The sequence below is a fragment of the Citrobacter sp. 506 genome (assembly GCF_050434985.1).
Classification (GTDB): domain Bacteria; phylum Pseudomonadota; class Gammaproteobacteria; order Enterobacterales; family Enterobacteriaceae; genus Citrobacter; species Citrobacter braakii.
On record NZ_JBNDJN010000001.1, the window covers coordinates 674,674 to 686,779 of the forward strand.

Here is a 12,106-nt window from a genome sequence, read left to right on the forward strand (position 1 = left end):
CACTTGAAAGCAAAAATCTCTCACGATTTATATTGATAACTGCTTTTAACTCTTCCCCTTTTCGTTAAGATCAGACAAAATTCCACGCTTACTTGATTAGCGTACCGGCCATTGACCCCTTCCTGACGTTCCGTGTCGTTTTCCCGGCGTGCCGCAACCCTTACGTTGCGCTAAGGGTGTGTTAAGGCAAACGTTTACCTGGAGTATTCTCAGGAGCTTAGGATATGGTCTGGAGTGAGATGTAATGGCAACAATTAAAGATGTAGCGAAGCGAGCAAACGTTTCCACTACAACCGTATCACACGTAATTAACAAGACGCGCTTTGTCGCGGAAGAAACGCGTAATGCTGTCTGGGCGGCGATCAAAGAGCTGCACTATTCTCCGAGCGCCGTGGCGCGCAGCCTGAAGGTGAATCACACCAAGTCTATTGGCTTGCTGGCCACCAGCAGCGAAGCGGCCTATTTCGCTGAAATTATCGAAGCCGTTGAGAAAAACTGTTTCCAGAAAGGCTATACCCTGATTCTGGGTAACGCATGGAACAGTCTCGAAAAACAGCAGGCTTATCTGTCAATGATGGCGCAAAAGCGCGTTGATGGTCTGCTGGTGATGTGTTCTGAGTATCCGGAGTCGCTGCTTTCGATGCTCGAAGAGTACCGCCATATTCCGATGGTCGTCATGGACTGGGGCGAAGCTAAAGCCGACTTTACCGATACGGTCATTGATAACGCCTTCGAAGGCGGTTACATGGCGGGTCGGTATCTGGTAGAACGCGGTCATCGTGAGATTGGCGTGATCCCAGGCCCAATGGAGCGTAATACCGGAGCCGGGCGTCTGGCAGGCTTTATGAAAGCGATGGAAGAAGCGCTGATTAAAGTTCCTGAAAACTGGATTGTGCAGGGCGATTTTGAGCCTGAATCGGGCTATCGCGCCATGCAGCAAATTCTGTCACAGTCGCATCGTCCGACCGCCGTCTTCTGCGGTGGCGATATCATGGCGATGGGTGCGCTGTGCGCCGCTGACGAGATGGGACTGCGCGTACCGCAGGATGTTTCGCTCATCGGTTACGACAACGTGCGCAACGCCCGCTTCTTCACGCCGGCTCTGACGACCATTCACCAGCCTAAAGATTCACTGGGGGAAACGGCCTTCAACATGCTGTTAGACCGTATCGTGAATAAACGTGAAGAGTCGCAGTCTATCGAGGTTCATCCGCGCCTGGTAGAGCGCCGTTCCGTTGCCGACGGCCCGTTCCGCGATTACCGTCGTTAAGACTGTGGTGCGGGAGCCTCATCGGGCTCCCGCAACCATTCCTTATTCAGCGTTTCACTATCCCCTAAATAGTCCAGCAGCCAGCTCAATGCCGGCGATGTATCGTTCTGTTGCCATGTCAGGCAACATGCGGCATCAGGAAATGGATTCTCCAGCTGTAGCGCGACCCATTTGCCGCTATCAATCCACGGTTTGGCAAAATGCGTCGGTACCATGCCCACGCACAGACCTGCAGATAAACAGGTAGCAGAAGATTCCCAGTCAGGCACCACGACGCGCTTTTGGTTATCCAGCAGCCAGGTAATACGCTTAGGAAGCGTACGCGACGTGTCTTCACGCACCAGAGACGGCCAGTTGCGCAACGTGTCGTCGCTTAGCGGTCCGGGCATTGACGCCAACGGATGATGGCTTGCCACGACGCAGCTCCAGCTCAGCATTCCCATGTCGCGGAAGGTATAGCGCCCCCCCACCGGAATCGCCTGCGTGGCGCCGATTGCCAGCTCAACGCGCCCATCGGACAGCGCATCCCAGACACCGTTAAACACCTCCTGGAAAACCAGCAGTTCCACATCATCAAAATGACGATAGAAATCCACGATCATCTGTCGGGTACGATCCGGGCGGACAATGTTATCTACCGCGATCGCCAACTGCCCGCGCCAGCCGTTGGCAATTTGCTGACATTGCTGGCGGGTGATCTGCATTTTTTTGATAACAGAGCGGCCTTCTTTGAGAAACCATGCACCGGCAGGCGTCAATTCCACGTCCCGATGGCGTCGCTCAAAAAGCGGCACCGCCAGCCACTCTTCCAGTTGACGCACGGTGTAGCTTACCGCCGAGGGTACGCGGTGCAACTCCTGCGCGGCCGAACTAAAGCTACCGTTACGCGCAACCGCATCCACAACTTCAAGTGAATATTCCGACCACATATTCTGCCTACAAAAAATTTGAAATCAGTAAGCAAATATTAGCGTTTCACAGCAAGAATTACACTCACTACACTCAGCGGCATTGTACTACTGCTAAAAAAAGAGAAATGATGATGCAACCTGGGAAAGGATTTTTAGTCTGGCTGGCGGGTCTTAGCGTACTCGGCTTTCTGGCAACGGATATGTATCTGCCCGCCTTCGCCGCAATTCAGTCCGATCTGCAGACGCCTGCATCTGCCGTCAGCGCCAGCCTTAGCTTATTCTTAGCGGGTTTTGCCGTCGCGCAACTTCTGTGGGGGCCGCTCTCTGACCACTATGGTCGCAAGCCTGTTTTGCTGCTGGGTTTATCCATCTTCGCGCTGGGCAGTCTGGGCATGCTGTGGGTTGAAAATGCCACCGGTCTGCTGGTACTGCGCTTTGTTCAGGCCGTTGGCGTTTGTGCGGCATCGGTTATCTGGCAGGCGCTGGTCACCGATTATTATCCTTCACAAAAAGTAAACCGCATCTTTGCCACCATTATGCCGTTGGTCGGGCTATCCCCGGCATTAGCGCCGTTATTAGGCAGTTGGATCCTGGTACATTTTTCCTGGCAGGCCATTTTCGCCACCCTGTTTGCCATTACTCTAATCCTGATGCTTCCGGCTCTGCGCTTAAAACCAACAGCTAAAGCACGCGACGACAGCCAGGATAAACTGACTTTCGCTACCCTGTTGCGCTCAAAAGTTTACCGCGGAAACGTGCTGATTTATGCCGCCTGCTCCGCGAGCTTCTTCGCGTGGCTGACGGGTTCCCCGTTCATCCTCAGCGAAATGGGCTACAGTCCGGCGGTGATTGGCCTGAGCTATGTTCCACAAACCATCGCTTTCTTAATTGGTGGTTACGGCTGCCGCGCTGCGCTGCAAAAATGGCAGGGCCGTCAGCTGCTGCCCTGGTTACTCATTCTGTATGCCTTTAGCGTAGTGGCCACCTGGGCAACCGGATTTATTCACCATGTTGCGCTGGCTGAAATCCTCATCCCATTCTGCGTTATGGCGATTGCCAATGGAGCAATCTACCCTATTGTTGTGGCTCAGGCGTTACGTCCTTTCCCACAGGCTACGGGACGCGCAGCGGCATTGCAGAACACACTGCAACTGGGTTTATGCTTCCTGGCAAGCCTTGTGGTTTCCTGGTTGATCGCCACCCCGCTGCTCACCACCACCAGCGTGATGCTGACAACGGTGCTGCTGGCGGCCGCGGGTTACAAAATGCAATCGCAGAAGGCTAACGCCCCGCACACAGATGATCGGGCGCAAATTGCCCACGGTGAGTCTCACTAGTAATCACCTTTGATAATTGATTAGCCTGCTAATATTTATTGGTTGAATCGTCAAAAATTCAGGCCTATACTGATTTCCAGTTGTTAAAAAAACGATAATTGTTATGTGTTAACGGGGACAAGAACGTTCCCGTTTTCCCATGGATGGTCTTTTCGGCAAGGGTTCCTCCCTTCCTCTGTTCTACGTCGGATTATAGATTCGCGGATTAATTCCGTGAGAGTTCTCACAAAGCCCAAAAAAGCGTCTACGCTATTTTAAGGTTCTGATCACCGACCAGTGATGGAGAAGCTATGAGTTCATCGTGTATAGAAGACGTCAGCGTACCGGATGATGACTGGTACCGCATCACCAATGAATTATTGAGCCGTGCAGGTATTACCATTAATGGTCCGGCACCGGCAGATATTCGCGTAACGAACCCCGATTTTTTCAAACGCGTACTGCAGGAAGGATCGTTAGGGTTGGGCGAAAGTTATATGGATGGCTGGTGGGAATGCGACCGGCTGGACATGTTTTTTTGTAAAGTCCTGCGCGCCGGTCTTGAAAACCAACTCCCCCGCCACTTTAAAGACACGCTACGTATCGCCACGGCTCGCCTGTTCAATTTACAGACCAAAAAACGTGCGTGGGTCGTCGGCAAAGAACACTACGATTTGGGCAACGATCTCTTTACCCGCATGCTGGACCCTTATATGCAGTATTCCTGCGCCTACTGGAAAGATGCCGATACCCTGGAATCTGCCCAACAGGCGAAGCTAAAAATGATTGCCGAAAAACTGCAGTTGAAGCCAGGCATGCGGGTGCTCGATATTGGCTGCGGCTGGGGCGGCTTATCCCAGTTTATGGCGTCACAATATGGCGTTAGCGTGGTGGGCGTGACCGTTTCGGCAGAACAGCAGAAAATGGCGCAGGCGCGTTGTGCGGGGCTGGATGTCACAATTTTGCTGCAGGATTATCGCGACCTTAACGACAAATTTGATCGCATTGTCTCCGTCGGCATGTTTGAGCATGTGGGGCCGAAGAACTACGCGACTTATTTTGAGGTGGTTGATCGTAATTTAAAACCCGACGGCCTCTTTTTGCTGCATAGCATCGGCTCTAAAAAGACCGACAATAACGTTGATCCGTGGATCAATAAATATATCTTCCCGAACGGCTGTTTACCGTCAGTTCGCCAGATTGCCAACGCCAGCGAGCCGCATTTTGTGATGGAAGACTGGCATAATTTTGGCGCGGATTACGATACAACGTTGATGGCCTGGCACGAGCGTTTCATGAGATCCTGGCCTGAAATCGCCGATAACTATACCGAACGCTTTAAACGGATGTTCAGCTATTACCTGAACGCCTGCGCCGGTGCGTTTCGTGCTCGCGACATCCAGCTGTGGCAGGTGGTATTTTCCCGCGGCGTTGAACACGGCCTGCGCGTTCCCCGCTAATCGTTATTACCCCCGTGCCAACGGGGGTTTTACACTCTGACTTAGGCTCCCGCCTCACCCGTTACGTTACTGATGGCGTTTTCACGCGCCGCCAGTACGCGCTCAACGGTATCAACCACCGCCTGGGTTTGAGGATCGATTTCGATATTGACCCGCGCGCCTAACTTTTTCTTACCCAGCGTCGTACGTTCCAGCGTTTCCGGGATCAAATGCACACAGAAACGCGTCGGTGTCACCTCGCCGACCGTCAGACTGATGCCATCAATTCCGATAAATCCTTTGTACAAGATGTATTTCATCAGCGACGGATCCTGAACTTTAAACCACACCTGGCGGTTGTTCTCCGAGGTCAGAATTTTCGACACTTCGGCGGTCGTCATAATATGGCCCGACATTAAATGTCCGCCAATTTCATCACTGAATTTTGCCGCACGCTCAACGTTGACCAAATCCCCAACCTTCAGGTCACCCAGATTGGTGATACGCAGCGTTTCTTTCATCAGATCAAAGCTTATCTGGTTACCGTTGATTTCGGTTACCGTCAGGCAGCACCCATTGTGGGCAACCGATGCGCCGGTCTCCAGCGCATCCAACATATATTCAGGTAACTCCACAACATGCGTACGAAAATTTGGTTTTTCATCAATGGACACCAATTTCGCGGTGCCCTGCACAATACCCGTAAACATACTTCTAACTCCTGAACTGAATTAAGACATCTCTGCACAGCACAATAGCAGGTGGAAATTCAGGTTGCCAGCAATGCGCCGCTACTGCCTGTTTTTTCACTGGAGAATTACGTATTCCTCGCTACAATAGACTGAAATTTCCCCTGCTTTTTCTCCTTGCTGCCATATAAGGCGGCTTTTTTAGTCTCTCAAATAACAACAATATAGTGGTGTACACGTGCAAAAGTATGTAAGTGAAGCGCGTCAGTTATTAGCTCTGGCAATTCCGGTGATTCTTGCGCAAATCGCTCAAACCGCAATGGGATTCGTTGATACCGTCATGGCGGGCGGATACAGCGCCACGGACATGGCGGCCGTCGCCATTGGCACATCTATTTGGTTGCCGGCCATTTTGTTTGGTCACGGACTGCTGCTGGCCTTGACGCCAGTGATTGCGCAACTCAATGGTTCCGGGCGCCGCGATCGTATTGCCCATCAAATACGCCAGGGTTTCTGGCTGGCGGGCAGCGTCTCTATTCTGATTATGATCGTGCTCTGGAACGCGGGATACATTATTCGCTCCATGCATAACATCGACCCGGCGCTGGCGGATAAAGCCGTCGGCTACCTGCGTGCGTTGCTGTGGGGCGCGCCGGGGTATTTGTTCTTCCAGGTAGCCCGTAACCAGTGTGAAGGTCTGGCCAAAACCAAACCGGCGATGGTGATGGGATTTCTCGGCCTGCTGGTGAACATTCCTGTTAACTATGTTTTCATTTATGGGCATTTTGGCATGCCGGAACTTGGCGGCGTGGGCTGCGGCGTGGCAACAGCGGCGGTTTACTGGGTGATGTTTATCGCCATGCTGTCATACGTTAAACGCGCACGCTCGATGCGTGATATCCGTAATGAGCGTGGTTTCCAGAAACCGGACACCGCCGTAATGAAGCGCCTGGTACAGCTGGGTTTACCTATCGCGCTGGCGTTATTTTTCGAAGTGACGCTGTTTGCTGTGGTGGCGCTGCTGGTTTCCCCGCTGGGGATTGTCGACGTGGCCGGACACCAGATCGCGCTCAACTTCAGCTCGTTAATGTTCGTCCTGCCGATGTCTCTGGCTGCAGCCGTCACCATTCGAGTCGGTTATCGTCTGGGCCAGGGTTCCACGCTGGATGCGCAAACCGCAGCCAGAACAGGTCTGGGCGTCGGCGTCTGCATGGCGGTTGTGACGGCGATTTTCACCGTAACATTCCGTGAGCACATTGCCCTGCTCTACAACAATAACCCGGAAGTTGTCACTCTGGCAGCGCAGCTCATGTTACTGGCCGCGGTGTATCAAATATCGGACTCTATCCAGGTTATTGGCAGCGGTATCCTACGTGGTTATAAAGACACGCGTTCCATTTTCTTTATTACCTTTACGGCATACTGGGTACTGGGTCTGCCGAGCGGTTATATTCTGGCGCTCACCGATCTGGTGGTTGACCGGATGGGACCGGCAGGATTCTGGATGGGCTTTATTATCGGCCTGACCTCTGCGGCAGTGTTGATGATGTTGCGGATGCGTTTTCTTCAGCGCCAGCCGTCAGCGGTTATTTTACAACGCGCTGCACGATAATCCCCAAATAGCCGCCATCTGGCGGCTTTTTTATATCCTCAAAACGGGCTGGCGTTTTGGGTCGTCATCCATTCCTGACTGACCGGATGCCTGAAATGCAGTTCACTGGCATGCAGCATCAGTCTCGACGTCCGTTCGGTGCCTGGCAGCAGACGCCCACCATATAAATCGCACCCCAAAATGGGATGCCCCAACTGCTGACAGTGGATCCGCAACTGGTGGGTACGCCCGGTTTCAGGTGTCAGCCGTACCCGCGTCAAAGCGAGTAACTCCCCATCTTGCTGGCGATGATGAAAACGCTCAATAACCTGATAGCGCGAGCGCGCGGGTTTACCGTTAATGGCGCAAATCGACATCAGTGGAAACAGCGCCGGGTCTTTGGCAATCGCTGCGTCTATAACGCCTTCATCGTTTTTCAGATGCCCGCACAACAACGCACTATACACCTTGCTTACCGCGCGCTGACTGAACTGCTGGCAAAGCGCGGCGTTGATAGCCTTGTTACGGGCAATCACCATCAGCCCTGACGTCCCAAAATCAAGCCGATGTACCAGCGTACAGCCGGGGTAAATCTGTACCAGCCGGTGATGTACCGAATCGAGATTCTGCGGGTTTTTCCCCGACAAACTAAGCAGGCCGGTGGGTTTATTGATAAGCACCAGATGCTCGTCCTGATAGAGGATCGCTATCTCCTCATGACAAGGCGGGGCAATAAAGGTATCGAGGATCGTAGACATGAGCGGCCAGGATGAAGTGTGGAAACGGATGATAGCGAATTTTTACCACACTAGCGAATCAGGGCGCTTAACCAATGACAATCATTGCATGATAGAGTGTGGGATATCCTGAGTGCGATGAGAGGGTTACACCGTGCAACAAATCGATTTCTACATGGTAGATGCCTTTACCACTACGACGTTTGGCGGTAATGCCGCAGCAGTATGCCCGCTCGATGACTGGTTGCCCGATGAAATATTATTAAAAATGTCGCAGCAGCATAACCAGTCGGAAACCGCTTTTTTTGTCGCTAGTGAGAATGGCTTCGAGCTGCGTTGGTTTACCACGCAAGGCGAAATTAATCTGTGTGGGCATGCCACGCTTGCCGCCGCACATGTCATCTTTGAACATCTGGATTACCCGGAAGCGACCATCCATTTTGCCACCCGTTTTGTGGGTCCACTGACGGTCACGCGCAACGGTGATTGGCTGACGCTTGATTTTCCTGCCTGGCAAAGCGAACCTGCCGAACCGCCCGCCTTACTGCTGGAAACATTGGGCATCACCGAATATAAAGAAGTGCGCGTCGCGCGCGATTACATGGTCGTGATGGAGAATCAACAGCAGGTTGAGGCTGTGCGCCCGAATATCCACGCCATGATTCCCCTCGGGAAAATGGTATGTATCACCGCGCCGGGTGACGGGGAATACGATTTCGTCAGCCGTTTCTTCTGCCCGGGTGAAGCAGTCGCAGAAGACCCGGTCACCGGTTCGACGCATAGCATGCTGATTCCTTACTGGGCTGCAAAACTGAATAAAACGCAGATGCTGGCGCGACAGGTCTCTGAACGCGGCGGCGATTTACGCTGCCAGCTGACAGGAACACGTGTTTATATCGGTGGACAAGCAGTAACTTATCTGACGGGTAAAGTGCTGTTACGCTAGTAGCCTTACCCGAATTAACCAATCCATGGAGGATTTATGGCAAACAAACTCGTGCAGATACACTTTGATTTTCCTGGGCCGTTTGGCGCTGAGATGTCACATCAACTTGTTGAACTGGCCGAATCCATCAACCAGGAGCCGGGTTTCATCTGGAAAATCTGGACCGAGAACGCAGCAAACCACGAAGCGGGTGGCATCTACCTGTTTCAGGATGAAGACAGCGCTCTGGCCTATATCAAAAAACACACGGCCCGCCTGAAGCACCTGGGTGTGGAAGACGTGACGTGCAAAATCTTCGATATCAATGAACCGTTAAGTAAGATTAACCACGGCCATATCGGCTAATTTTTGGCTTTAACGCCCCGCCCCGGGGCGCTTCTTCACTCCCCTGCTTTACCCTCATCAAAAGCGTTCCCCCTCTTTCACCGCGCCAGGATAGCTATATAACGTGGGTCACGTTTGCCATAGTTCACAAAATCATCACCTGTGAAAACTATCACTAGCCGAACGCGGTATGAAAGCGTATAAAATAATACAAACAGTATTATTTTATACAAAATGAATTACCACTAACTACAGGAGATTCTCTTATGTCCGTGGACATTACATTGAACTCATCTGCAGGAGGTTTTCCGCCTGCAGGTCATTACTCACACAGTACAACGGCTGGCGGATTCGTCTTCATTTCTGGTCAGTTGCCGGTCACAAGTGATGGCGAAAAAAAAACCGAGGCCTCTTTTGAAGAACAGACGCGGCTGGTACTGCAGAATATTGATGCCTGCCTGGCTGGCGCAGGGGTTTCTCGACAGCACCTGGTGTCAGTACGCGTCTATGTAACAGATATCAACCAATGGCCAACGTTTAACAAAATCTATGGGGAGTGGATCGGTGATTTCCGGCCCTCCCGCGCGGTAGCGGGCGTTGCAGAGCTTCATTATGGTTTCGCGCTGGAAGTTGAAGCTATTGCCCTGGCCCCACAAGCATGACTTTTAACGACATACAGGTGAACAACAATGACTGAAATGACACTGCCTGATTATAACGATGTTGCCGCCGCGGCAGAGCGCATCGCCGACTATGCCAACAAAACGCCGGTGATGACCTCCCGAACGGTTAATGACGAATTTGGTGCTGAAGTTTTCTTCAAGTGCGAAAACTTCCAGAGAATGGGCGCGTTTAAATTTCGCGGAGCCATGAATGCGTTACGCCAGTTCACGCCAGAACAACGCGCTGCGGGCGTCGTCACCTTTTCGTCCGGCAACCATGCGCAGGCCATTGCCCTGTCGGCAAAATTGTTGGGGATCCCGGCGACGATTATCATGCCGCATGATGCCCCGGCGGCTAAAGTTGCAGCCACAAAAGGCTATGGTGGAAATGTGGTGATTTACGATCGCTATACCGAAGATCGTGAAAAAATCGGACGGGAGCTGGCAGAGAAACAAGGATTGACGCTGATCCCGCCATACGACCATCCGCACGTGATTGCGGGCCAGGGCACCGCCACAAAAGAGCTGATTGAAGAAGTGGGTCAGCTAGACGTTCTTTTCGTGTGTCTGGGCGGCGGCGGCCTGCTTTCGGGCTCCTCACTGGCAGCCAGACATCTGTCACCTGACTGCATCATCTATGGTGTCGAGCCAGAGGCAGGAAACGATGGTCAACAGTCGTTTCGCAGCGGAAAGATTGTTCATATCGATACGCCGAAAACCATTGCTGACGGTGCTCAGACCCAACATCTCGGGAATATTACGTTTCCGATTATCCAGCGAAATGTGCACGATATTCTGACTGTCTCAGACGATGAATTAGTCGCCTCGATGAAATTTATCGCTGAGCGAATGAAAATTGTCGTGGAGCCGACTGGCTGTCTGGGTTTTGCCGCCGCCAGAGCGCGCAAAACTGAACTTCGCGGCAAGAAAATCGGCATTATCATCAGCGGCGGGAACGTGGATATCAGCCGCTACAGTGAATTCCTTGCCGAGTAATTAAGAAGGTATCTGCCATGCGGATACCTTATTACCGTCTGAACACTCGCGTCTGGAAAAGCGAACCCTGCTCACTGTAAACTGCCCGCAATTATGGCAACAGGCATCACCGCAGGAGACTGGCATGCCAAAAACCGATAACAACTCACTTCTCAGCCAAATTGACACTATCGCCAGGGGCTTGAGCGAGACCTTCTCTCCGTTTTGCGAAGTGGTGGTTCATGATCTCAAAAATCCTGAACATGCCATTTTATCCATCCATAATAACCTGTCCGGGCGAGAACCCGGCCAACCGGCAACAGAACTGGGTCTGGCGCGAATCGCATCGCCTGAATTTCCCAGCATTATTGCCAACTACAGCAACCAGTTTGCCGATGGCCGCCCGGTGAAAAGTACCTCCATCGGCATCAAGGATGACGAAGGCAAATACGTAGCAGCACTCTGTCTGAACGTGGATATGACGCTGTTTCGTGGCATGCAGAGTGCCCTTGCGCGTTTTACTGAAACCGCTGACTCTCCCATTAAGGAACATATCGATCCCGGCAGTAACGAAGTCATCCGCCAGCGTATCGATGACTTTGCCGCTAAATGCGCAACGACGGCCCGCGCCCTGAAACCTGAAGACCGTAAACGACTGATTCAACAATTACGCAAAGACGGTTTGCTGAACGTACGAAAATCTATGGACACAGTGGCGCAGCATCTGGGCGTCTCCAGAGCAACCGCGTATCTGTATGCCCGCCAGTCGGCTCAGGCTGGCGAATAAACCCGGTTATGCGGCGCTCAGCAAGGTATATCCGCCTGGCTCATGCAGCAAGCCAGCGCGGCATATTCCCCCAATCGCGGTGCATCCAGCCATTGATAAGTTCATTAAGTTGCTGACGATCCCGTAGGTGATTTTGCATATTTTGAATTCCTGATAATTGACTATTTTTGAACGTCTGCTACGCCTGTGTAATCTAATCCCGGGAATAGGCAAAAGTTCGATTTATTCAACAAGGTTACCCGCCGATAAAACAACGATTTCCTGTCGCTGCACAAAAAAATAAACCTTTATGATCGTGTGATTTTTTAACAACCACAGAGTGAGTGTTTTTTGTACAGATACAACAAAAATCACCGTCCGTTAATAACAGACTTCGCCTGATTTAATAAATATTCATAACCATTAATCATGGCAACCCATTGATTTAAATGAATTAAAATACAAATAACTTCACATCAT

General features: G+C 51.8%; 12 protein-coding genes. 9 read left to right on the forward strand and 3 right to left on the reverse strand.

Going from position 1 to position 12,106, the window contains the following annotated elements:
• Positions 1–244 precede the first annotated feature (244 nt).
• Complete coding sequence (gene purR, locus ABIE10_RS03400) at positions 245–1,270, forward strand: HTH-type transcriptional repressor PurR (protein WP_003832757.1); 1,026 nt, start codon at positions 245–247, stop codon at positions 1,268–1,270.
• On the opposite strand, the gene punR is transcribed toward purR, so the two are convergent.
• The gene (gene punR, locus ABIE10_RS03405; protein WP_049281608.1) at positions 1,267–2,199 is read right to left on the reverse strand and encodes a DNA-binding transcriptional activator PunR; all 933 of its coding nucleotides are present in this window, start codon (positions 2,197–2,199) and stop codon (positions 1,267–1,269) included. The two genes, purR and punR, sit on opposite strands and share 4 nt — an antisense overlap.
• Positions 2,200–2,312: 113 nt before the next feature.
• Here punR and punC point away from each other — a divergent pair, with 113 nt between their 5' ends.
• Both punC and cfa read left to right on the forward strand, forming a co-directional pair.
• A complete protein-coding gene (gene punC / locus ABIE10_RS03410; protein ID WP_016156423.1) occupies positions 2,313–3,518 on the forward strand; it encodes a purine nucleoside transporter PunC in 1,206 nt (401 codons plus the stop codon).
• Between the two features lie 290 nt (positions 3,519–3,808).
• Positions 3,809–4,957 carry a cyclopropane fatty acyl phospholipid synthase gene (gene cfa, locus ABIE10_RS03415; RefSeq protein WP_016152983.1) on the forward strand — a complete coding sequence of 383 codons (1,149 nt, stop codon included), beginning with the start codon at positions 3,809–3,811 and terminating at the stop codon, positions 4,955–4,957.
• A gap of 41 nt (positions 4,958–4,998) precedes the next feature.
• On the opposite strand, the gene ABIE10_RS03420 is transcribed toward cfa, so the two are convergent.
• On the reverse strand, positions 4,999–5,646 hold the full coding sequence (locus ABIE10_RS03420) for a riboflavin synthase (RefSeq protein WP_047417658.1): 648 nt from the start codon (positions 5,644–5,646) through the stop codon (positions 4,999–5,001).
• 217 nt (positions 5,647–5,863) lie between these two features.
• Here ABIE10_RS03420 and mdtK point away from each other — a divergent pair, with 217 nt between their 5' ends.
• Entirely contained in the window at positions 5,864–7,237 is a 1,374-nt protein-coding gene (gene mdtK, locus ABIE10_RS03425) for a multidrug efflux MATE transporter MdtK (protein WP_429154727.1), read from the forward strand.
• 38 nt (positions 7,238–7,275) lie between these two features.
• Here mdtK and ABIE10_RS03430 read toward each other — a convergent pair whose 3' ends face one another.
• Complete coding sequence (locus ABIE10_RS03430) at positions 7,276–7,974, reverse strand: RluA family pseudouridine synthase (protein WP_429154729.1); 699 nt, start codon at positions 7,972–7,974, stop codon at positions 7,276–7,278.
• Between the two features lie 133 nt (positions 7,975–8,107).
• Here ABIE10_RS03430 and ABIE10_RS03435 point away from each other — a divergent pair, with 133 nt between their 5' ends.
• The 5 genes from ABIE10_RS03435 (at position 8,108) to ABIE10_RS03455 (ending at position 11,647) form a co-directional block, all read left to right on the forward strand.
• Entirely contained in the window at positions 8,108–8,899 is a 792-nt protein-coding gene (locus ABIE10_RS03435; RefSeq protein WP_200107803.1) for a PhzF family phenazine biosynthesis protein, read from the forward strand.
• Between the two features lie 36 nt (positions 8,900–8,935).
• Positions 8,936–9,244: a monooxygenase gene (locus ABIE10_RS03440; protein ID WP_016152978.1), complete on the forward strand. Its 309-nt coding sequence runs from the start codon at positions 8,936–8,938 to the stop codon at positions 9,242–9,244.
• A 245-nt stretch (positions 9,245–9,489) separates the two neighbouring features.
• Entirely contained in the window at positions 9,490–9,885 is a 396-nt protein-coding gene (locus ABIE10_RS03445; protein WP_019076721.1) for a RidA family protein, read from the forward strand.
• 27 nt (positions 9,886–9,912) lie between these two features.
• Positions 9,913–10,881, forward strand: a complete 969-nt coding sequence (locus tag ABIE10_RS03450) for a threo-3-hydroxy-L-aspartate ammonia-lyase (protein WP_429154731.1) — start codon at positions 9,913–9,915, stop codon at positions 10,879–10,881.
• Positions 10,882–11,005: 124 nt separating this feature from the next.
• Entirely contained in the window at positions 11,006–11,647 is a 642-nt protein-coding gene (locus ABIE10_RS03455; RefSeq protein ID WP_016152975.1) for a helix-turn-helix transcriptional regulator, read from the forward strand.
• Positions 11,648–12,106: the final 459 nt, after the last annotated feature.